21 protein-coding genes are annotated in these 20,570 nt (G+C 38.3%); 11 read left to right on the top strand and 10 right to left on the bottom strand.

Annotated features, from left to right (window positions below):
* Positions 1-7: 7 nt before the first annotated feature.
* Positions 8-298: a hypothetical protein gene (locus ASG14_RS11000; RefSeq protein ID WP_056871121.1), complete on the bottom strand. Its 291-nt coding sequence runs from the start codon at positions 296-298 to the stop codon at positions 8-10.
* Positions 299-300: 2 nt separating this feature from the next.
* Positions 301-1,512, bottom strand: coding sequence for a hypothetical protein (locus ASG14_RS10995; RefSeq protein WP_056871120.1), 1,212 nt, complete (start codon positions 1,510-1,512; stop codon positions 301-303).
* A 131-nt stretch (positions 1,513-1,643) separates the two neighbouring features.
* Here ASG14_RS10995 and ASG14_RS10990 point away from each other — a divergent pair, with 131 nt between their 5' ends.
* Entirely contained in the window at positions 1,644-2,408 is a 765-nt protein-coding gene (locus tag ASG14_RS10990; RefSeq protein ID WP_056871119.1) for a LuxR C-terminal-related transcriptional regulator, read from the top strand.
* A 225-nt stretch (positions 2,409-2,633) separates the two neighbouring features.
* Here the strand turns inward: ASG14_RS10990 and ASG14_RS10985 are convergent, their stop codons facing one another.
* The gene (locus ASG14_RS10985) at positions 2,634-2,816 is read right to left on the bottom strand and encodes a hypothetical protein (RefSeq protein ID WP_056871118.1); all 183 of its coding nucleotides are present in this window, start codon (positions 2,814-2,816) and stop codon (positions 2,634-2,636) included.
* A 185-nt stretch (positions 2,817-3,001) separates the two neighbouring features.
* Here ASG14_RS10985 and ASG14_RS10980 point away from each other — a divergent pair, with 185 nt between their 5' ends.
* The 8 genes from ASG14_RS10980 (at position 3,002) to ASG14_RS10945 (ending at position 12,817) form a co-directional block, all read left to right on the top strand.
* Complete coding sequence (locus tag ASG14_RS10980) at positions 3,002-4,249, top strand: efflux RND transporter periplasmic adaptor subunit (RefSeq protein ID WP_056871117.1); 1,248 nt, start codon at positions 3,002-3,004, stop codon at positions 4,247-4,249.
* A 4-nt stretch (positions 4,250-4,253) separates the two neighbouring features.
* Positions 4,254-5,711 (top strand): TolC family protein, encoded by a 1,458-nt coding sequence (locus ASG14_RS10975; RefSeq protein ID WP_056871116.1) that lies wholly within the window; start codon positions 4,254-4,256, stop codon positions 5,709-5,711.
* Between the two features lie 26 nt (positions 5,712-5,737).
* Complete coding sequence (locus tag ASG14_RS10970; RefSeq protein ID WP_056871115.1) at positions 5,738-6,403, top strand: ABC transporter ATP-binding protein; 666 nt, start codon at positions 5,738-5,740, stop codon at positions 6,401-6,403.
* A gap of 9 nt (positions 6,404-6,412) precedes the next feature.
* A complete protein-coding gene (locus ASG14_RS10965) occupies positions 6,413-7,648 on the top strand; it encodes an ABC transporter permease (RefSeq protein WP_056871114.1) in 1,236 nt (411 codons plus the stop codon).
* Positions 7,649-7,669: 21 nt separating this feature from the next.
* Positions 7,670-8,851: an ABC transporter permease gene (locus ASG14_RS10960; protein ID WP_056871113.1), complete on the top strand. Its 1,182-nt coding sequence runs from the start codon at positions 7,670-7,672 to the stop codon at positions 8,849-8,851.
* Between the two features lie 18 nt (positions 8,852-8,869).
* Entirely contained in the window at positions 8,870-10,243 is a 1,374-nt protein-coding gene (locus tag ASG14_RS10955) for a sigma-54 dependent transcriptional regulator (RefSeq protein WP_056871112.1), read from the top strand.
* A complete protein-coding gene (locus ASG14_RS10950; RefSeq protein ID WP_056871111.1) occupies positions 10,227-11,486 on the top strand; it encodes a PAS domain-containing sensor histidine kinase in 1,260 nt (419 codons plus the stop codon). Before ASG14_RS10955 ends, ASG14_RS10950 begins: the two co-directional genes overlap by 17 nt.
* A gap of 128 nt (positions 11,487-11,614) precedes the next feature.
* Positions 11,615-12,817 (top strand): GAF domain-containing sensor histidine kinase, encoded by a 1,203-nt coding sequence (locus tag ASG14_RS10945; protein WP_235528570.1) that lies wholly within the window; start codon positions 11,615-11,617, stop codon positions 12,815-12,817.
* A gap of 287 nt (positions 12,818-13,104) precedes the next feature.
* Here the strand turns inward: ASG14_RS10945 and ASG14_RS10940 are convergent, their stop codons facing one another.
* Together ASG14_RS10940 and ASG14_RS10935 are read right to left on the bottom strand one after the other, a co-directional pair.
* Positions 13,105-14,376 carry an Hsp70 family protein gene (locus ASG14_RS10940; RefSeq protein ID WP_056871110.1) on the bottom strand — a complete coding sequence of 424 codons (1,272 nt, stop codon included), beginning with the start codon at positions 14,374-14,376 and terminating at the stop codon, positions 13,105-13,107.
* 51 nt (positions 14,377-14,427) lie between these two features.
* The gene (locus ASG14_RS10935) at positions 14,428-14,793 is read right to left on the bottom strand and encodes a hypothetical protein (protein WP_056871109.1); all 366 of its coding nucleotides are present in this window, start codon (positions 14,791-14,793) and stop codon (positions 14,428-14,430) included.
* A 325-nt stretch (positions 14,794-15,118) separates the two neighbouring features.
* On the opposite strand from ASG14_RS10935, the gene ASG14_RS10930 reads away from it, so the two are divergent.
* On the top strand, positions 15,119-15,898 hold the full coding sequence (locus ASG14_RS10930; protein ID WP_056871108.1) for a helix-turn-helix domain-containing protein: 780 nt from the start codon (positions 15,119-15,121) through the stop codon (positions 15,896-15,898).
* Here ASG14_RS10930 and ASG14_RS10925 read toward each other — a convergent pair.
* Entirely contained in the window at positions 15,895-16,593 is a 699-nt protein-coding gene (locus tag ASG14_RS10925; RefSeq protein WP_056871107.1) for an NUDIX domain-containing protein, read from the bottom strand. The two genes, ASG14_RS10930 and ASG14_RS10925, sit on opposite strands and share 4 nt — an antisense overlap.
* A 2-nt stretch (positions 16,594-16,595) precedes the next feature.
* Positions 16,596-17,267 (bottom strand): HAD family phosphatase, encoded by a 672-nt coding sequence (locus ASG14_RS10920; protein ID WP_056871106.1) that lies wholly within the window; start codon positions 17,265-17,267, stop codon positions 16,596-16,598.
* Between the two features lie 119 nt (positions 17,268-17,386).
* Here ASG14_RS10920 and ASG14_RS10915 point away from each other — a divergent pair, with 119 nt between their 5' ends.
* Positions 17,387-18,538, top strand: a complete 1,152-nt coding sequence (locus tag ASG14_RS10915; protein WP_056871105.1) for an aldose epimerase family protein — start codon at positions 17,387-17,389, stop codon at positions 18,536-18,538.
* A 4-nt stretch (positions 18,539-18,542) separates the two neighbouring features.
* Here ASG14_RS10915 and ASG14_RS10910 read toward each other — a convergent pair whose 3' ends face one another.
* Genes ASG14_RS10910 through ASG14_RS10900 form a run of 3 tightly spaced genes read right to left on the bottom strand, consistent with a single transcriptional unit; the run spans position 18,543 to position 20,559 of the window.
* The gene (locus tag ASG14_RS10910; protein WP_056871104.1) at positions 18,543-19,364 is read right to left on the bottom strand and encodes an amidohydrolase; all 822 of its coding nucleotides are present in this window, start codon (positions 19,362-19,364) and stop codon (positions 18,543-18,545) included.
* A 5-nt stretch (positions 19,365-19,369) separates the two neighbouring features.
* Positions 19,370-19,702, bottom strand: a complete 333-nt coding sequence (locus ASG14_RS10905) for an L-rhamnose mutarotase (RefSeq protein ID WP_056871103.1) — start codon at positions 19,700-19,702, stop codon at positions 19,370-19,372.
* 2 nt (positions 19,703-19,704) lie between these two features.
* Positions 19,705-20,559, bottom strand: coding sequence for a fumarylacetoacetate hydrolase family protein (locus tag ASG14_RS10900; protein ID WP_056871102.1), 855 nt, complete (start codon positions 20,557-20,559; stop codon positions 19,705-19,707).
* Positions 20,560-20,570: the final 11 nt, after the last annotated feature.

Genomic DNA, 20,570 nt, shown 5'->3' with positions numbered 1-20,570 from the left:
CATCAATTTAAACTTCGATAAAAAAAAGTACTGAAAATACAGGCGTTGAGCGGTTAAAACTCGATTGAGGTTCAGGCCCATCTATAAATTCGCCCGTTAAGGAAACATCAGTATTTCCATTTTCAGGATTTTTACCGCCAACCATAATCGAATATTTTCCCGGTTGCAGGTTTAATGGCTCTTCGAAAGATTCATCTCTGGTGAAGCGAAAATCATTTGTGCTGGCGAGGTTATCTACATAAATTTTAACCGGTAAAGGTGCAATGCCGCCATTAATTGTAACTTTAAGTGTAACCATATCTATCTGCTTTCTGATGGTTTTACGGTATTGTTTGCATTGGTATTTGTGCTTTGCGTTTGTTCTTTATTTGATGTTCTCAAGCTCATCAGTTTATTTAGCAAATCGAACCAGAATGGCGCACCCAAAGAGATCGCAATAGCGGTAATGAGGAAGCCCCAGAAATGCCTGCTGAAAATTCCAAAAAAGTAGTTCCATTTATCGTTAGTGCTAAAAAACACATAGTTTTTAAGTTGCGATTGTATTTTCTGGTTAACAGACAGGAGGGAAGCATCAATTTGTGGCCTGAATTTGCTTTGATTTCCAGTTTTTAGAACCTCAACCGAATCAGGTGGCCAGCTGCCGTAACCTAAAAGTGTTTTCGTTGATTCAATATCAGCCTCAATGGTGGCCTTAACCGACATTAAAGAATCGAGGTTTTGCTGGTATTCCCGGGCCTCGTTATCGGTTAATGATTGAGAAATGTCTTCCGGCTGTGGCGGATTAGATTTTAAAAATGAAGCAGTAAGCAATACCATTTGCTCCCTTGCATTTTTATCTTTCGAAAGTTTATGGGTAATTGAAATTGTATCTGCGTTAAATAGCCAGGCCATCATAAACCCGATGATGAGCAATACAATCCGAATTTTTCTTTTATACCATTCTGTTGCCTGCTCCATACTTCTGTCAAACCAGGCCTCGAGCTGCATTTTAAATTTAACAATATTATGCTCAGAATCTTCCCAAATGTTTAAAACATATTCTGCAGTTTCCCTGCCTAAAACCTTCTGGGCTTCATTTCTGAGGGTGGCATCAATATTATTTGCAAACAATGGCGCATTACCATTTAACATATAGAGCAGGGTTTTGGAAAAACTAACTGCCTTAAATGATGAGGGATATTTAAACAGACCGGAGCTGCCGAGGTATTTAATTTCGGGATTATTGTAAAACCTAGTGATGATTGTGTTTTTCGGATTTTTCATCAGCCTTAAAGAATCGGTTAATCTGGCGAGTTTTTCCAGCAGCCATTTCCCCAGAAAGTCGTACCATTTCCCTTTTAGATAAAACGCATCTTCATCCGTAAGCATTCTATTAACCGCTTCTTTTAGGTTTCTTGCCCGTAAGCCGAGTTTTGTAGCAACAATTTCAGCAATAACTGTAGCCAACAAACTATAAAGAAGGTAAATAAATACCAGCCCGATAACCACGTCAAAAGCTACGTTGTTAATCATTTTTTCGGAGATTAATTTAATCTGCAATATCAAAAATATTACTGTTGATAATAATCCCTCAAAAGAGTGATTTTCAGGTTATTAAGTGCTGAAAAATTTTACTAGTTTTACATGCCCTATAAACTACAGTTATGAATCTATTGAATATTCTCTCAACCGGCGAATTGTACCGACTTGCCGGCTATTCAACAAAATTACAGCAGTTTACACCCGTAGTTCCAAACCCGGTTTCCGAATCTTATAAATTTGCAGAAAGTGCTACAGGTTATCAGGCTGTTTTCAATTGGACCTTTATGCAATATCAATCGATAAGTCCATCGATAAAGAAAATATTAGGTTATGATGCTGCAATGTTTCTAAACCGCGGTTTAAATTTTGCGCTAAGTGTTGTCCATCCGGCCGATTTGGAACTTTTGCGGGAAATTCATAAAGCCATTTTTAATTTCTATTACAGCACCCCAGCCGAACAGCGTGGCAAATTAAGGTTTAGCTACAACATCAGGATGAGAACATATGATAACAACTATGTTACCATGCTAAGGCAAAGCAGTTTCGTGAGTTTTACAAACGATGGCAAACCTACTTTAGAATATATAAACTGCACTGATATAACTGGTTTTAAGTTTAACAACGCCATTAATTTAACCGTTCACAAACTTTCGCCCGGAGGAACCTACGTGCTTTGCCATGAAACGGAATTTTCGGAGCTTAGCCAAACGTTATCGAAACGGGAAAAGGAAGTTTTAGAGTTGGCAAAACAGGGCTTTACGAGCAAAGAAATTGCGGGGAAACTTTATTTATGCATCGAAACGGTTAAAAGTCACAGAAAGCATATCATAGCAAAAACAGGTGGCGGAAATATGGCTGCGGCAATAAACAAAATTGCCAGGTTGTAAACAATCGCAATTAAGAATATTTCAAGACCTACGCAAAAACTGGAATAATAATTGTTTTTGCGTAATCAATGTAATTCATAAGGTGTCTGCAATTACAGAATTATCTGAAAACCAGGCGCATACTGAACTATGGTGTTACATTACTTTGATTGCAAGAAATATATCATTACCACTAATGATAGATTTCAAGGCAATTTTGAGAGAGGGGTTTTTAACCCCTCTTTTTTATTTCTTTACGGTGATGGTTCGCCCCGTTACCAGATTGAATTCGTAAATTCTGTACAAACCATCGTCTGTAACGTTTATGCTTTCTACCAACCCGGTTTTGCTAAAAGTATCGGTAACCAGGTCGCCCTTTTTCACATCCTGTAACTCGTCGTTCGGGGTTTCACTGTTCAATCTTTTCATATTGTAAAGGTACTGTTCTGTTGAAGTAATTTCTAATTGATTTTCCTTTTCGAGTTAAACGTTCGATAACAAACAAAGCGTTCGATATCGGGCATTTTTCAAATTCTACTATTTTGTAAACTATTGATTATTAGTTCATTAATATTGGCATTCGCCTTGTAAAAGCTTGTTCAAAAAAAAGGTTAATGGACAAACTTATTGAGGAAGAAGTTTTATCAAAAAAGAGGAAGAAGGCATATGTTATAATCTTCATTGTTTTAGTTGTGATTGTAGCAGCTGTTTGGTTTGTACGGTTTTATTTTAAGCCTGCTTTAACCGCATCAGACATTACAACTGCAAAAGTTGAAACTGGAATAATTGAAAATACGATTAATGCAACCGGAGAAGTGCTGCCCGAATTCGAAGAGGTTTTAACGAGTCCTATAAATGCATCTGTAAAAAAAGTTTTAATGGATGCTGGAAATCAGGTTAAGGCTGGCCAATCGATTTTGATGCTCGATAAATCGCTTAGCCAAACCGATTATGGAAAACTGCAATTTCAGATGGAATCTAAAGAAAACGAAATTCGCAAACTAAGATTGGACCTGGAGAAAAGTTTTTTTGATATTAAATCGAATAACAGCATCAAACAGCTGCGAATCAGCAATCTCAAAGATGCCGTATCTGCCGCAAAGCGCTTACTAAAAGCCGGAGGTGGCACGAAAGAAGATGTTGAACGGGCCGAACTTGATTTAAAGGTTGCTGATTTGGAAAAACTTCAACTCGAAAATGAAATAAAAAGTAAACAACAAACCATGAAAATCGAAATCAGGGAAGCGCAAATTGCGCTTGCAATTCAAAAGAAAGACCTTGATGCTTTGAAGCGTAAACTCGATTTAGCCGATGTTATGGCCACCAGACCGGGCGTTATCACCTGGGTAAATAAAAACATTGGCGCCAGCGTACATGAGGGCGATGCTTTAGTTCGTATTGCAGATTTAAGCGGCTTTAAGGTTGCCGGAAGCATGTCTGATAATTTATTGGATAAAATTCATAACAACATGCCGGCAATTATCAGAATCGGCGAAATACAATTAAGGGGTTCTATCGTTAACATTTCGCCGGCGGTGGCTAATGCAATCGTTTCCTTCGATATTCAACTAAACCAAAAAGACAGCAAAGAGTTAAGGCCAAATCAGAAAGTCGATGTGTTTTTAGTAACCGATACCCGTAATGGGGTGCTCAGAGTTGCTAATGGACCGGCATTTAATGGTTCGAATTTACAGGAAGTTTTCGTATTAAAAAATGGTGTTGCAGAGCGGCGCACTGTTAAAACCGGATTAAGCAATTTCGATTATGTAGAAATTATAAGTGGGCTGAAAGCCGGCGACGAAATAATAACATCGGATATGGGCGATTATAAAAATTCGAAAAAAGTAACTATAAATAATTAAGGCGATGAAGACATTTTTATTTAGCGTTTTAATGATTTTGCATGGTTTAGCAACCTTTGCCCTGCCAAAAACCGACACTTTAAAACTAAGTTTGCCACAGGTTGTTGAAATGGCAAAGGCAAATTCTATTGCCGCAAAACAGGCACTAACCGTTAAGGAAACGAAATATTGGGAGTGGAGAACTTTTAAATCGAACTATCAACCGCAATTAGCGCTCGAAGGCGTTTTGCCCGGCTATACAAAAACTTATACCCAGGTTCAGCAGCCAAATGGAACAATCCTTTTTCAACCCGTACATTACGATAATTCTTCGCTTACGTTAAATTTTACCCAGAGTATTGCTGCAACCGGCGGAACAATTTATGGTACAACCCAACTGCAAAGATTCGATGATTTTGACCGGAATAATGTTCTTTATAACGGCATACCATACGGCATCGGTTACACACAGCCACTTTTGCAGTTTAACAGTCTGAAATGGGATAAAAAAATCGAGCCTTTAAAATACAATGAAAGCAAGCAAACCTTTATCGAAACTCAGGAGAAGATATCCATTACGGTAAGCGAATTTTTTTTCGATTTATTATTGGCGCAGGTAAATCTTGATATTGCCGATTTAAATTATGCCAATACTAAACGAATATTGTCCATTGCCGATACAAAATTTGAATTAGGCAAAATTTCTAAAAATGAAATTTTGCAGTTGCAACTGGAAGTGTTAAACGCTCAAAAAGCCGTGGGTACTGCTAAGCGTGATGTTGAAATTGCTACCTTAAACCTCCGCAGTTATACGGGCATGGAGGGCGATGACAGGATAAAGTTAAATATGCCTCAGGTGGTGGCCAAGATGACGGTTGCAACAGAGAAAGTGCTAACGGAAGCTTTTGAAAACCGTTCTGATGCAATTGGTTTTATTCGCCGGCTTGCCGAAGCCAAAAGAGATGTTGCCAAAGCAAGAGGTGAAAACGGTTTGAAGGCAACTTTGAAAGCCAATCTTGGCTATTCTAACGCTGGCTTAACGGCTTTTGATGTTTACCGCAACCCAAAAAACCAGCAATCAGTTGAGTTACAGTTATCAATTCCGGTTATGGATTGGGGGCGTTCCAAATCAAGAACTAAAACCGCGCAGGCGAATGAGCAATTTATAGCTTACGCTGTAGAACAGGATAAGCAAACCTTTAAGCAGCAAATAGTAACGCAGGTAACGCTTTTTAATATGATGAAAGAGCAAATTAAGCTAACGGATGCCGCTGAGAAAATTGCTGCCGAAAAATACAAAATCGCAAGTGAGCGTTATGTGCTGGGCAATTTAAGCATCACCGATTTAAGCATCGCCTTCCAGGAAAACGATACTGCGAAGCGAGATTATGTTTCTTCGCTTCGCGATTTTTGGGGCGCTTACTACCAGTTAAGGTACCTATCACTCTATGATTTCGAAAAAAACAGCAAAATAACTTATTAATAAATCTTAATCACTAATTATACAATATGATACGCTTACAAAATATTGAAAAAGTTTACCGAACAGATACGGTAGAAACGCTGGCGATAAATGGGATTAGTCTGGACATTGCCAAAGGTGAGTTTTTGTCGATAATGGGCCCGTCTGGTTGTGGCAAAAGCACGCTGCTCAACATCATGGGCTTGCTGGATGAGCCTTCAAAGGGAAATATAAAAATCGATAGTCAGGATATTAGCAGCTTTTCTGATGAGAAACTGGCAAAGTTCAGAAACCACAAACTCGGTTTTATATTTCAAAGTTATCATTTAATTAACGACTTGCAGGTTTTGGATAATGTTGAGTTACCTCTGTTGTACCGCACATCATCAGCAAAGGAGCGAAAAAGATTGGCAACCGAAGCCTTGGAAAAAGTTGGTTTAAGTAATCGTTTAAAGCACTTTCCTACACAACTTTCTGGCGGGCAAAGGCAACGGGTTGCCATTGCACGGGCAATTGTGGGCAATCCTCAAATTATTTTGGCTGATGAGCCTACCGGAAACCTGGATAGTGCGATGGGAAACGAGATTATGGAAATCCTTATCAATCTAAATAAAAATGAAGGCACAACAATCGTAATGGTTACGCACGATGAAAGTATGGCGCATAAAACACATCGGTTGGTCCGCCTTTTTGATGGTTCTCAAGTTCAATAAATTTCAGCTATGCTAAAAAATTACTTCAAAATCGCCTTGGCTGTGTTAAAACGAAGAAAGTTCTTCACTTTCATCAGCCTGTTTGGGATAAGCTTTACCTTAACAATATTAATGGTCGCAACGGCCTTTGTAGATAAAATTTTGAGCCCCGACTATCCCGATTACAAAAGAGATCGGTCACTTTACGTTGCCACGATGGAGTACAAAAATGAAAAACAGGGTTGGATGAACAGAAGTGACGTTTCCTATTATTTCTTCGAACATTATGTTTCAAAATTAAAAAATGTTGAAATGATGGGCATTTCATCGGGAGCGAAGGCCTCCAATGCTTACGTGAACAATAAAAAAATTGTGATAGAATATAAGTACACCAACGCCGATTACTGGAATGTACTCGAATACAAGTTTCTGGAAGGCAAGCCATTTTCGCAAAAAGACATCGATAATTCTGCTTTAGTTGCAGTCATTTCTGAGGAAATTAAGAAGGCTTACTTTGGTGATGAAGAAAATGTTATCGGGAAATATATCTCAGCAGATAATATTAATTACCGGGTAATTGGTGTGGTCGCAAATGTTTCCAAAACGCTGTATAATTTTAGTGGCGACATGTATTTGCCTTACACGCTGGCTAAAGAAATAAAAAATAACACCGACTTGATGGGGTCTTTCAACGCGGTTTTGCTGGCTAAAAATAAAGCCGATGTTCCGATGATGCAGAAGGAATACAATCAAATGATGAAGAAAGTTCCGGTACCTAAAGATTTCGATCACATTTATAGCAATGCAGATCCATTTTTTGCCAGTATGACCAGAAGAGTCTTTGGCGATGGAACAAATAATGGTTCAACAAGGGTGGTTTCGATATTGGGTTTACTTGTACTCTTGTTTTTGCTGCTGCCAACAATAAACCTGGTGAATATAAACATTACAAGAATTATGGAGCGGTCATCTGAAATTGGCGTAAGAAAGGCTTTTGGCGCATCGTCTAAAACACTTGTTTACCAATTTATGGTCGAAAATTTAATTCTTACTTTTTTAGGTGGCATTATAGGTGTAGTGCTTTCTGCCATTATAATTTACCTTATAAACGGCGCAAATTTAATCTCAAATATGCACCTCAGCATTAATTTCACAGTGCTTTTTTACAGCCTCATTGCTTGCTTGCTTTTCGGCATGGTTTCGGGCGTTTACCCTGCCTGGCGAATGTCTAAATTGAATGTAGTAAAGGCATTAAAATCTCAATAAATCATCTTAGAAGCAATTATCATGTACAAACATTTATTTAAATTAATATGGAATAAAAGGAAACAGAATTTTCTTTTCCTTTCCGAAATCCTGGTGTCTTTCCTGGTTATATTTGCTGTTTTTTCTTTTCTTACTTACTACTATCAAAACTATAGCAAACCACTTGGTTTCGATTATAAGAGGGTTTGGTCCATCAGTTACGATAACGGCGAACTGCCAAAAAACCGCGATTCGCTTGCAATTTTTTATGACAATCTATACAAATCGTTGCAAGCGATGCCTGAGGTAGAAGCAGTTACGTTTGCGAGTGCCAACTTCCCATACTCGAGTAGTAATATGAGTACCGGAGTGCATCAAAACGGAAAAAAGTTTGATTTCGTGAACAATTACGTTGTTGGCGAAGGTTATAAAAAAGTCTGGAACGTTTCTTTGCTTGAAGGCCGCTGGTTTTCGCCTGAAGATGCGGTAGGCACAAATCAAAAAATAATCATTAACGAAACCCTAAAAAAGTTAATGTTTGGGAACGAACCGGCAATTGGTAAGTTAGTAGGGGATTATGAGGATAAGAACAAAATGAAAGTGATTGGCGTGGTGCGGGATATTAAAACAAACGGTGATTTTTGGCCGGCCGGTAGTGCTATCTTTAGCCAGCTTGACACCGGCTATTTAGCAAATAACCATAACATTCTGATTAAGGTTGGGGAAAGCGCAAATGCAACTTTTGAAAGCAAGTTGTATAAATTTATGGCTACATCGCTAAATAATGCGGTAGAAATTCAGCACATTGATGAAATGCGTGATGCCAAGAATGAAATAACAATAATACCAATGGTTATTTTTATAATTATTGCAAGCTTCTTAATTATCAATGTAGCACTCGGACTGTTTGGCGTGTTATGGTACAATATAAATAAGCGCCGGGGCGAAATCGGCCTGCGCCGGGCTATTGGTGCAAGTGGAAGCGCTGTTTCTTATCAGCTTGTTATGGAGGCATTAATCCTGGCAACTTTGTCGCTCGTTGTAGGGTGTTTTTTCGCTGTTCAGTTTCCACTATTAAATGTTTTTAACGTTCCGGCAAGCGTTTATTTAATTTCAATTTTAATTTCCGTGCTGTTTATTTATTCACTTGTTTTTATCTGCTCGCTATATCCGGGCAAACAAGCTGCGGGCATTCATCCCGCCGTCGCATTGCATGAAGAATAACTTATCTTAACTTTGAATATGATTTTAATTGTTGATGATGATTTAGCGGTAAGAACATCACTCTCACTTCTTCTGCAAAGTAAGGAAAATCAGGTTGTTGTAGCAGATAATGCAATTCAGGCTTTTGAGGTTTTTGAAACACAAAGGCCTGAGCTTGTTATTTTGGATCTCAACTTCTCAATTGAGACATCTGGCAAAGAGGGTATGAGTTTGTTGAAAAAAATCAGGTCTGTAAATGCGACCGTGCCAATCATTTTAATAACAGGCTGGGCAAGTATCGAACTCGCTGTAGAAGGTATGAAACTTGGCGCCAACGATTTTATAAACAAACCCTGGAATAACGAATACGTTTTGCAGTCTGTTCAAACCTTACTTGAGCTAAACGATAAAAAGCCGCGTTCCCGTAACAGAAAGGAGCTTGATAAAAAGTATAACTTTAGGCAAATTATAGGTAACGATGAAACTTTGCTGGGTATTTTGGAAACAATAGGCCGTGTAGCTTCAACAAATGCGTCAGTTTTAATTACCGGCGAAAGTGGTACCGGTAAAGAGCTCATTGCCGAAGCTATCCACGAAAACAGCATTCGCTCGGCTAAACCGTTTGTTAAGGTCAACTTGGGTGGCATTTCCTCTTCGCTGTTTGAAAGTGAAATGTTTGGCCATGTTCGCGGGGCTTTTACCGATGCCCGTTTCGATAGGACAGGCCGTTTTGAAATGGCCAACAAAGGCACTATTTTTCTGGATGAAATTGGCGATCTGGAGGCCTCGAGTCAGGTAAAACTTTTACGTGTTTTGCAAGACAGAACCTACGAGGTTTTGGGCAGCAGCCGAACCAAAACTGTAGATACAAGAGTGGTTTGCGCCACGAATAAAAATCTGAATGATATGGTAAGTTCCGGTCTTTTCAGAGAAGATTTGCTGTATCGGATAAATTTAATAACAATTCATTTACCGGCTCTTCGCGAACGTTCGGCGGACATTCCGATGTTGGTGAATTTCTTTATCGGTAATATGAAGGAAATTTACAGCCGGCCGGAATTGTCGGTTTCGCAGTCAGCAATGCGTTGGTTGCAACAATTACCGTTGCCAGGCAATATTCGTCAGCTCAAAAATCTAGTGGAGCGCACTGTGTTAATCAGCAACAAAAATGAACTTGGGATTGAAGACTTCCAGTCGCAGTTGAACTTATCGCCATTAAAAAACCAAAAGGTGAAACTTCCGGGCGTTGGAACGATGACTTTAGATGAAATGGAAGCTGAAATGGTGAAACAAGCCATGAATTTTCACAAAAACAGAATTACTAAAGCTGCGGCATCACTCGGCATAACAAGAAACTCGCTTTATCGCCGTCTGGAAAAACATCAAATTCCATTTAATGAAACTGAAGACTAAGTATATTCTTTTTATCGTTATTTTACACTTAATTTGCCTGGTGATGAGCTATCTTATTTTCGAAAAGGATAAGCTTATATTTATGCTGGCAGAGGTTTTTATCATTATATCTGTCGTAATTTCGATAAGCCTTTACAGGCAACTGATAAGTCCGCTAACTTATTTAAAGCAAGGTATTTCGGCAATAAAGGATAAAGATTTTAATGTGAAATTTTTAGCAACCGGAAAACACGAGGTAGATGAATTGGTGGATGTTTACAACAAAATGATCGACGAGTTGAGATCCGAAAGAACGAAGCAGGAAGCGCAACATTTTTTTCTCGAAAAGCTTATTCAAACGTCACCAACAGGAATACTGATACTCGATTTCGATGGCCGGGTAAAACAAATTAATCCAAAGGCAAACGAAATTTTAAATGCCACACCCGATTTGTTGAGCAATCAAATTGAGCAAATGAAAACAGGAACGTCGAAAATGTTGCGTATCGACGGTTTGCATACTTACAAAATTCAAAAATCCAGATTCATCGATCGGGGTTTTGAGCGGATTTTTGTGATGCTGGAGGAAGTAACCGCTGAAATTTTTGCTGCGGAGAAAAGTGTTTATAGTAAAGTTATCAGAATGATGGCGCACGAAGTTAATAATACAGTTGGGCCCGTAAATTCAATAATAAACACCGCACTGGCTCAAAAGGAAATATGGGCAAAAAATAATACGGAAATGCTCAATAATGCCATGAAAGTTGCTGTTGAGCGCAATCAGAATTTAAATGTTTTTATGCGGAATTTTGCAGATTTAGTTAAGCTTCCGGAAGCGAACAGAAAGAAAATAAACCTTGTTGATTTATTAAAATCTGTAACCGAGTTGATGTACTTTTCGGCAAGTGAGAAGCAGGTAAGCTTCGAATTAGCGTTGCCTGCAGAGCCTTATTTCATTTTCGCTGATACCCAACAGCTGGAACAGGCGATTATAAACATCATAAAAAATTCAATTGAGGCGGTTGAAACTAATGGAATTATCAAAGTTGCGATTGACGAAAAAAAACGCAGGTTATCGATAAGTGACAATGGAAAAGGAATCTCCGAAGAAAACGCCGGCCAACTCTTTAGTCCGTTCTTTAGTACCAAGAAAGATGGCCAGGGAATTGGCCTAACGCTGGTAAGGGAAATTTTGTTGAATCATGGTTTCGATTTTTCTTTGAAAACCCATGGTAATTTAACTGTTTTTGCAATACAGTTCTAGTTTTACATTTTAAAGATTGAACAAGCCTGTTTTTACTTTCAATACAAAAAATATAACAATATCTTTACGGTTTGAAACCATATTAAAACTTCCCATTTAATATATTTGAACAAACTGAGGATTAAAACTTGAAAAAAAAATCATCTCCACTTACAATAGATCTTAAAGCCGATATAGAAGCTGTAAAAAATATATCTGCCGTTCCGAATATACTTCAGGTTATCTGTAAAACCACAGGAATGGGTTTTGCGGCGGTTGCCAGGGTAACTGACGAGAAATGGGTGGCCTGTGCGCTCCTCGATGAAATCGATTTCGGACTTAAAGCAGGAAGTGAACTCGAACTGGAAAGCACAATCTGTAACGAGATCCGGCACCACCATAAGCCGGTAATTATAGATGATGTTGCCAAAGATCCCAATTTTAGAAGCCATCATACACCATTAAAATATGGTTTTCAGAGTTATATTTCCATTCCAATTATGCTCAAAACGGGCGAATTTTTTGGTACCCTTTGTGCTATCGACCCAAAGCCGCATGTATTAAACTCTCCGGAGATTATAGCCATGTTTAATTTGTTCGCCGAACTAATTTCTTTTCATCTAGATGCGCTCGAACAGGTTGCTTCAAGTAATAAAAATTTGTCGGAAGAGCGCTTAATTGCTGAATTGAGGGAGCATTTTATTGCGATCTTGGGTCACGACTTAAGAAATCCTCTTAATGCAATATTAAATAGCTCGCAATTGTTAAAACGGTTAACTGCTGATGAGCGAATTTTAAAGATTTCAGATATCATTCAAAATTCTTCGGTAAGGATTAATGGCCTGATTGAGAATATGCTCGATTTCGCAAGCGGAAGACTGGGCGATGGAATTAAGCTTTATCGTGATGAAAATGAAGCTTTAGAGCCAATACTAAACGAGGTAATTTCCGAAATGGAGGCTAATTACCCCGAACGGGTTATCGACGTAAATTTCGATTTGCCACAAGCAGTAAATTGTGATGGCAAACGTATTGCACAACTGTTTTCTAATTTGCTCGGAAACGCTTTAAGTTATGGCGACCCGCAGGAAGCGGTGGTTGTGAAGGGGAATGCAACAGCCAATGAATTCAATTTGTCCATCACGAATAAAGGGCCTCAAATTTCGAGCGAAGCGATTCAAAATCTCTTCCAACCTTTCTCAAGGGGAGATGTGAAATCGAATAAAAAAGGACTTGGTTTAGGGCTTTTTATTTCTTCTGAGATTGCCAAAGCTCATGGAGGCAAAATTGATGTACATTCTGATGCTGTTGAAACGAGGTTTACACTACAAATTCCGCTAAAAAATTGCTAAAGCATTGCTTGATGAGGCCGTTGAGCAACTGAAATTAAAGCCTAATGACGGGTTAGCTTTTTTATTCCTATTCAGAATACGAAAATTTTTCTAAAGTCTGCGTAATGTCATTTATTACCTATATCTTACAGAATGGGCGATACACTTAATTTTGTACTTGGCGTTGTTTTCATCGCAGGTGGTTTTAGCGTTTTCTGTGTAATTTTTGGCGGCGGCAAGAAGGGCTGATTCTGGGTTATCTAAGTAATCGCTGATTTGTTTTTTGATTAAATTACTGCACGCAACTTTTATGGTTCTGCGAACAGATAGCCGCTGTAAGCCAGGCCGTTTGCTACGCTGTTAAAATTATCGCCGGAGTTTACCGGGATGTGTGGAAATTTGTTTTTAAACAAGTGCTTAATTGCCTTTACCATCGACGTCCCGCCAGTCATAAACAGGCAATCAATTTCGGTTGGATTGATGTTGTGGGTGAGTAAAAACTTGTCCAGGTAGTCATCAATTCGCTGAATATCTTTTGCAATTACACGATTATACTCATCAATTGAAATTTCTTCATCAATTTCAATCCCGAGCTTCGAGTATTTAAAATCACTTAAGTGGTTGCTCGAAAGTTCGATTTTTGTTTTTTCAATTGCCTGAAAAACAGAGTAACCCAAATTATGTTCAATCAAGGTAATCAGGTTTTTAAATTTTCTATCATTGCCAGAAAAGTAATAATAGTCATCAATGTCTTTCTGTATTTTCTGCCCGTTAAAAAAGTTCATTTTATCCCAGGAGCAAATGTTGGCGAAAAGTGATTTCGGAACATTGAGAATTTGGCCACGGGTAGCTTCATACTGCGTGTTTTTACCGAAATATGGTGTGCCTTTTTCCCACATAAAGGCCGAGTCCAAACTGTCTCCACCAATATAAATACCTCCGGAAGCAATCATATCGCTTTTTCTATCATTACTGCCCACTTTTGCCGGGTCTAATGTTAGAAAGGTAAAGTCTGTTGTTCCACCGCCTAAATCGGCAACCAGAACCTTTTCTTTCTTGGTGATAAGTTTTTCGTAAGCAAATGCCGCTCCAATCGGCTCAAACTGAAACCTGATATCGGTGAAGCCGGCGCTTTCGGCAGCTTTTTTTAAACGGGTTTGCGCAAGCGTATCTTTTTGGCTGTCGTCATCATCAAAAAAAACAGGTCGGCCAATTATCGCCTTCGTGCAATTAAAGCCGGTTATTTTGTCGGCTTTCTGCTTTAAATCTTTTAAAATTAAGGCTACTAAATCCGCTGCCGAGTAACGTTTGTTTTGTATCCTTGTTTCGGTAAAAGTTGTTCGAGAAAGGATTTGCTTAATCGACTTTATAAATCTTCCCCGCATGCCATCTTCCAAATATTCGCTAATGGCTTGCTCGCCAATAACATAATTATCAGCATTTGCTGATTTTGAAATATGGTTAAAGTATATTAGTGATGGGATGGAAATGGTTGAAACAATTTCCTTTTTCTCCTCATCAAAAATAGACAAAGCGGAGTTAGTAGTTCCAAAATCGATTCCATATAAGAATTTAGGCATTGCAGCTGTATTAGGTATTAATTGGGGCTGCGAAATTAGGAAAAAAAGAAATTAATCCATGCCTGCAGGAGCGACTGTTTTGCCGGTAATATCAAACAAAAGATCTCCGTTTAGCTGATTTATCCAAACGACCACACCTTTATATGGGGTTTTTCCAGTTAATTCTTTTGGCAACTGCGTAGAATAGCTGAAATCATAATCGCGAAAATTAGTTACATCCTTGGTGGTCGACATATAGAAATAACCCCCTTTTGTTGCCGCTTTAATATACCAGTTCAGCATGTCTGGCTCGTTATAATTAGTATGCTTAATCTTTGTCGAATAAACATCCATTTTAACAACATCAGGCTCAGGAATTTCTTTTTTGCATGACGTAATGCAAAGAAATAAAGTAATAATTGCTATACAATTTCTCATGGTAGCTAAGTAACATTTGCATTGCACAATGGTTTTAGATTTAGCATTTTTTTCTTAAAACCGTATTATTAATATTACAAATTTGCTTAAAAATATATTTGAATACGATTTTTATTCCCTGAAAGAGTTGAAATCTAATTGATTATAAACGTTACAGCAACGCAACCGAAATCTTTTGCATGCACTTGGTTGAGCGGAATTATTCGAACCCGTTGGTTTTGGGTTAGACTCGATATTTCGAAAGTTAGTGTAAATTGTCTATTTTGTGATGTAACAGCAGTAGGGTGTTATATTGTCTAACTAAAATAAGAGACTTTGATATAAAATGATACAACTGGAAGATATCAAGGGCAGGTTTAAAAGAGATAAGGCACTGAATGCAGACTTTCCGATTAGGGTATTGATTATAAAAGATGCCACCGGATTACTGTGTATGAACTCGGGAGATTATGTACTCTCGCCGGGTCGGGTGTTTTTCATTCCGGAAGAAGGCATAATTCGGCTTGAAGGAGAAATTATTTCAGCTTATTGGCTCAGTTTTAGTAGTTTATTGTATTCAGAATTTTTGTTGCAACATCGCGATGCACAGTCCCGAAACCTGTTCATGACTTTATCTTTTAAAGACTTAACGAAAATACAGGCGCAAAAAGCTTTTACCTTACTTGAACAGCTCAAAAGAGAAATTTTAGCTAAACGCGATGTTTCTTACCTTGCGCAATATTTATCGCTTGTGCTAGGCTTTTCGGCGGTTTTAAACGCCGAACTGATGGATTTAAACGTTGATGAACTGCAACAAGTGCTCCGCTTTAGGGCAATATTGGAGCAGTATTTTAAAACCGAAAGGGCTACCGAGTTTTATGCTGCGGGCATGGGCATGAGTTCGAGAAAACTTAATGCCTTCCTAAAAAAGGCGTTTTCAAAAAATCTTCCTGAACTTTTGTACGCCAGACTTATGCGGGAGGCCGAAGAATTGCTGATTCATACGGATTATTCCATGTCCATGATAGCAGAAATCCTCGGATTTGAGCAGGCAAACTCTTTTGTAAGCAATTTCAAAAAAGTAAAAGGAATTTCAGCGCTGGAATTTAGGAGAATTAATTATTAAAGCTTTGGCTTCGATATAAAACTTAGAAAAGATTGAAACTGGGCTTTATGCTTTTGCTTGTCTAATTTAAAGTAAAATGCACCTCTTCTCGAACTCGATTTGTCTTTTTCAGTCTGCTTAATTAACAAACCGCTGGCGGTAATTTTCCTGATAAAATTGCGGTTGTCAATCGGCGAATCATAAACCTGTTCATAAAGATTCTGAAGCTGTGGAATAGTAAATTTTTTCGGCAATAATTCAAATAAAATCGGATGTAGTGCCGCCTGGTATCGTATTTTGTCCATTGCAGCTTTAACCATAATGTTATGATCGAAGATTAGTTCGGGCACTTCTTTAAGCTTGAACCACTCTGCATGGTATTGGTCGTTTATTTGTTTGCTGTATTTATTTATGTCTATCAAAGCAAAATAAACAACCGAAATTGTCCGCTCTATCGGGTCTCTATCTGGCGAGCCATAAGCATGAAACTGTTCGAGGTAAACATCGTGCAAGCCCGTGAGTTCTAATAAAATTCGTTTGGCCGCACCGTCTAAATCTTCATCTTTTCCAATAAATCCGCCCATTAAACTCCATTTATCTTTAACAGGTTCAATAGCCCGTTTAATAACTAAAAGTTTAAGGTGTTCTCCATCATAACCAAATATAATACAGTCTACAGCCACAAGAACAGGGTTTTCATTTATGTATTTTGCCATTTTTATAAAAGCGTTTTCAAAATCGGATCGTTGAAGTTATCAATAAATTCCAAAATATTTGGGTATGCATCAAATTCGCCGACACCATGTGTGGTTTTTATTACGATGCACTTCATGCCTGCATTTAGCGCAGATTCAACACCTTTTGGCGCATCTTCAAAAACTAAACAGTCAGCAGGATTTACGTTTAATGCAGCTGCTGCTTTTAAGAAAGTTTCAGGGTCTGGCTTGCTTACCAGCACATCATCAGCACTAATAATTGCATTGAAATGGTTACGGATGTTTAAACCATCAAGTACAAAATCTATATTAAATCCTATTGCTGCAGAGCCTATTGCCATTGAAATGCCGCTTTCTTCGGCATTTTTCAAAAACCCGTCAAGTCCGTCTATTAAAGCAAGCTTAGGGAAATACGCCTCTTGATAGCGCTTTTCCTTATCTTTTGAGAGGCTGTTTATTTCCTCAGTCGTGAATCTGTTTTTTGCGAAAATGCGTTCTAAAACTTCATGGTTTTTACCATACATTTCTTTTTTAACAAACTCAAATGAATAATTTTCGCCAAGGTCTTCATTGATGATGGAATGCCAGGCCAACGTATGGTAGTCCATATCATTAATCATGGTTCCGTTTAAATCGAATATAAAGGCTTTGGGCTTAAAATCTAAAACTTGCATAGTAAAGTGCTAAAGTAGATTATATTTTTTGTTGTTAAAACGTTGAACAATATTAAATATAATCGTTATAATAACGTTAATTATTTTATTACTTTAGCCTTAACCAAATTATAATCTTTATGAAAAAGAATATTCTATCTGCAGTTTCCATTGCGACTTTATGCGTTTCAACTTTAATTTTTTCTTGTAATCCGAAGCCCGAAAAACAATCATCCAATGCAGCGAAAACAGATTCGACCAGTTATAGTGCTACCATTGATGGCAAAGCGGTTTCCCTGTACACGCTAAAAAACAAACAAGGCTCTTCAGTTTCTATTACAAATTATGGGGGAAGAATTGTTTCCCTTTTAGTGCCGGATAAGAATAATAAGTTAACCGATGTGGTATTGGGCTATGATAGTATTGTTTCGTACCGAAAAAAAGGCGAGCCGTTTTTTGGAGCGTTAATCGGGCGTTACGGAAACCGAATTGCAAAGGGAAAGTTTAGTTTGGAAGGAAAAGATTATCAGCTGCAGCTAAATGATGGCGTGAATACATTACACGGTGGAACGGATGGTTTTTTCTCAAAAGTTTGGGATGCTAAACAAACAGATACAACTAAACTGGAGTTAAAATATTCTTCAAAAGATGGTGAAGCAGGCTACCCCGGGAAATTGGATGTTACTGTAACCTACACATTAACAGATGATAACGAATTAAAAATAGACTATTCTGCAACAACTGATAAAACGACAATTGTGAATTTAACTAATCATGCTTACTTCAATTTAAATGGTGAAGGAAACCCAACGATTTTGGATCACGAGTTGTTTATAGATGCAAATGCTTACACTCCGGTTGATTCTACCTTGATTCCGACCGGCAAATTGCAGCAGGTAGCCGGCACCGCGTTTGATTTTAACAAGGCGAAAACGATTGGAAAAGATATTGAGCAGAAAGATGGGCAACTTGTTTTTGGCAAAGGATACGACCACAATTTTGCATTGAATAAACATGACTACAAGAAAGCGATAGCTATTGTAAAAAGTAACGTAACCGGTATTTCGATGGAGGTTTATACCACTGAGCCGGCCTTGCAGTTTTACAGCGGAAACTTTTTAACTGGTGCAGACAAAGACGGAAAAGGTGGTAAATCTTACCCTCACCGGTCTGCTTTTTGTTTGGAGACACAGCATTTTCCTGATGCCCCGAACCACCCAAATTTTGCCTCAACGGTGCTAAAACCTGGCGAAACCTATAAAACCAGCACTACTTACAAATTCTTGAAATAGTTTTTTATAAGCTGTAGAAGGAAGAAGCAGTATTCAGGAACAGGTTTTCGCGTTCCTGAATACTGAATTTAGAAGCATATTTTATCACTAAGTTGTACCAATCGGCATAAGGCCTGCTTAATAATACGACAGGCCAATCGCTTCCGTACATTACACGATTGGTTCCGAAATGTTCAAATATTACATCGAAACAATTAAAAATTTCTATTTCCTTCCAGTTTTTCCAATCTGCTTCTACCAGCAATGCAGAAAGTTTGCAATAAACATTTGGGTTTTGCGCTAAAAGCTTTATATGCTCACTCCAAACTTCTAAATCCTGACTTTTAACATCCGGTTTACCGCAATGATCTAAAACGTATGGTTGGTCAGCTACCTTATCAACAAGTTTAATTATGTCGGCAAGTTGATTATGGTAACACAACAGATCGTAAGTATAATTGTATTTTTTTAAGGTTTTTATTCCCCGGGCAAAATCGTCAGATAGGATAAAGTCTGAATTTTCAGCTTGTAAAACATGTCTCCAACCTTTAATTTTCTTAAAAGCTGACCAATATTGTAAACGTTCTTCTAAGTCTTTACTTTTTAAATCAACCCAGCCAACAATTCCTTTTATAATTTCATTCTTATCGGCTAGTGTTAACAGGAAATCATTTTCGGATTCAGACTGACTGGCTTGAACAGCCACGCAGCCGGTAATTTGCAGTTCGCGATAGGTTTCGGTTAAATTTTCGGGCTTAAAATCTTTCCTGATCACACTCATTTCTTCCGTAATCCAGGAATCTTTTACCGGGTCAAAGTTCCAAAAATGTACATGCGTATCTATCATACCTTTCAATCTAGCTTAAAAATATTTTCCATAAGCATCCATTTCTCGCCAAGCTTGGCTCCAGGTAATGCTTTTTGATAGGTCCACATTAGCTTTTCCCATTCCTGAACTTTTTCATTTTCCAGGTCCGACTTTGCTTTCGCCTCGAAAGAAAACGAACTGTCTACGTCCATTATCATAAATAAACGAGTACCGAATAGATAAATTTCCAACTCCTTTACGCCTGCCGAAGTAATGCTGTTTTTAATTTCCGGCCAAACGCTTCGGTGGTATTCTTTATAAGCCTGAATCAGTTCTTCATCATCAATTAAATCGAGCGTAAAGCAATGTCTTTCCATTTTTATTTTTCGCTGTAGGCTTTAACCACCTGTTTACTACTTCCTAAACCGTCAATGCCCAGTTCCACAACATCGCCTTCTTTTAAGTACCATGGCTCTGGCTTTTGTCCTAAACCAACGCCCGCAGGTGTGCCGGTAGTAATAACATCTCCAGGTAAAAGCGTCATAAACTGGCTGATGTAGGATATCATAAAAGGCACGTTAAAAATTAAGTTCGATGTATTGCCATCTTGCAAAGTTTTCCCATTAACGGTTAACCACAGCCGAAGGTTGTGCACATCATTAAGCTCATCGGGCGTTGCAATAAATGGCCCGATTGGCGCAAAAGTATCGCAGCTTTTTCCTTTAACCCATTGCCCGTTTCTTTCCAGCTGAAACTCACGCTCGCTATAATCGTTGTGTAAAACATAACCTGCAACATGTTGTAGCGCATTTTCTTCACTTACATAGCTCGCCTTTTTTCCGATTACGATGGCAAGTTCCACTTCCCAATCCGTTTTTGAACTGTTTTTTGGAATAATTAAATCATCATTTGGGCCAACTATCGCCGAAGTTGCTTTAAAAAACAAAATCGGTTCTGAAGGGATAGGCGCATTGGTTTCGGCAGCGTGGTCTTTGTAATTTAGGCCAACGCAAATTATTTTGGAGGGGCGTGCAAGCGCAGCACCCAAACGAACACTTTTATCTATTTCAGGCAAACTCGCTGTCTTAATCTCTGAAGCTAATTTTTCAAGCGCATCACCGGCAAAAAACTCTTCGTTATAATCTCCAACCAGCGATGAAACATCGTAGTATTTATCTTCTATGATTACACCTGGTTTTTCAAAACCTACTTCACCAAATCGTATTAATTTCATTTTAACTTATT

Source organism: Pedobacter sp. Leaf194 (assembly GCF_001423945.1).
Taxonomy (GTDB): Bacteria; Bacteroidota; Bacteroidia; order Sphingobacteriales; family Sphingobacteriaceae; genus Pedobacter.
Note: the sequence above shows the minus strand (reverse complement) of the source record. Positions and strands in the feature narration are given on the sequence as shown.

Excerpts from the sequence above, each read along its gene's own strand:
- ASG14_RS10950 (WP_056871111.1), top strand. The coding sequence starts at position 10,227 with ATGAAACTGAAGACTAAGTATATTCTTTTTATCGTTATTTTACACTTA.
- ASG14_RS10955 (WP_056871112.1), top strand. The coding sequence starts at position 8,870 with ATGATTTTAATTGTTGATGATGATTTAGCGGTAAGAACATCACTCTCA.
- ASG14_RS10990 (WP_056871119.1), top strand. The coding sequence starts at position 1,644 with ATGAATCTATTGAATATTCTCTCAACCGGCGAATTGTACCGACTTGCC.
- ASG14_RS10960 (WP_056871113.1), top strand. The coding sequence starts at position 7,670 with ATGTACAAACATTTATTTAAATTAATATGGAATAAAAGGAAACAGAAT.
- ASG14_RS10930 (WP_056871108.1), top strand. The coding sequence starts at position 15,119 with ATGATACAACTGGAAGATATCAAGGGCAGGTTTAAAAGAGATAAGGCA.
- ASG14_RS10995 (WP_056871120.1), bottom strand. The coding sequence starts at position 1,512 with ATGATTAACAACGTAGCTTTTGACGTGGTTATCGGGCTGGTATTTATT.
- ASG14_RS10975 (WP_056871116.1), top strand. The coding sequence starts at position 4,254 with ATGAAGACATTTTTATTTAGCGTTTTAATGATTTTGCATGGTTTAGCA.
- ASG14_RS10965 (WP_056871114.1), top strand. The coding sequence starts at position 6,413 with ATGCTAAAAAATTACTTCAAAATCGCCTTGGCTGTGTTAAAACGAAGA.
- ASG14_RS10935 (WP_056871109.1), bottom strand. The coding sequence starts at position 14,793 with ATGAGAAATTGTATAGCAATTATTACTTTATTTCTTTGCATTACGTCA.
- ASG14_RS10925 (WP_056871107.1), bottom strand. The coding sequence starts at position 16,593 with ATGGCAAAATACATAAATGAAAACCCTGTTCTTGTGGCTGTAGACTGT.
- ASG14_RS10940 (WP_056871110.1), bottom strand. The coding sequence starts at position 14,376 with ATGCCTAAATTCTTATATGGAATCGATTTTGGAACTACTAACTCCGCT.
- ASG14_RS10980 (WP_056871117.1), top strand. The coding sequence starts at position 3,002 with ATGGACAAACTTATTGAGGAAGAAGTTTTATCAAAAAAGAGGAAGAAG.
- ASG14_RS10915 (WP_056871105.1), top strand. The coding sequence starts at position 17,387 with ATGAAAAAGAATATTCTATCTGCAGTTTCCATTGCGACTTTATGCGTT.
- ASG14_RS10905 (WP_056871103.1), bottom strand. The coding sequence starts at position 19,702 with ATGGAAAGACATTGCTTTACGCTCGATTTAATTGATGATGAAGAACTG.
- ASG14_RS10920 (WP_056871106.1), bottom strand. The coding sequence starts at position 17,267 with ATGCAAGTTTTAGATTTTAAGCCCAAAGCCTTTATATTCGATTTAAAC.
- ASG14_RS10900 (WP_056871102.1), bottom strand. The coding sequence starts at position 20,559 with ATGAAATTAATACGATTTGGTGAAGTAGGTTTTGAAAAACCAGGTGTA.
- ASG14_RS10910 (WP_056871104.1), bottom strand. The coding sequence starts at position 19,364 with ATGATAGATACGCATGTACATTTTTGGAACTTTGACCCGGTAAAAGAT.
- ASG14_RS11000 (WP_056871121.1), bottom strand. The coding sequence starts at position 298 with ATGGTTACACTTAAAGTTACAATTAATGGCGGCATTGCACCTTTACCG.
- ASG14_RS10970 (WP_056871115.1), top strand. The coding sequence starts at position 5,738 with ATGATACGCTTACAAAATATTGAAAAAGTTTACCGAACAGATACGGTA.
- ASG14_RS10985 (WP_056871118.1), bottom strand. The coding sequence starts at position 2,816 with ATGAAAAGATTGAACAGTGAAACCCCGAACGACGAGTTACAGGATGTG.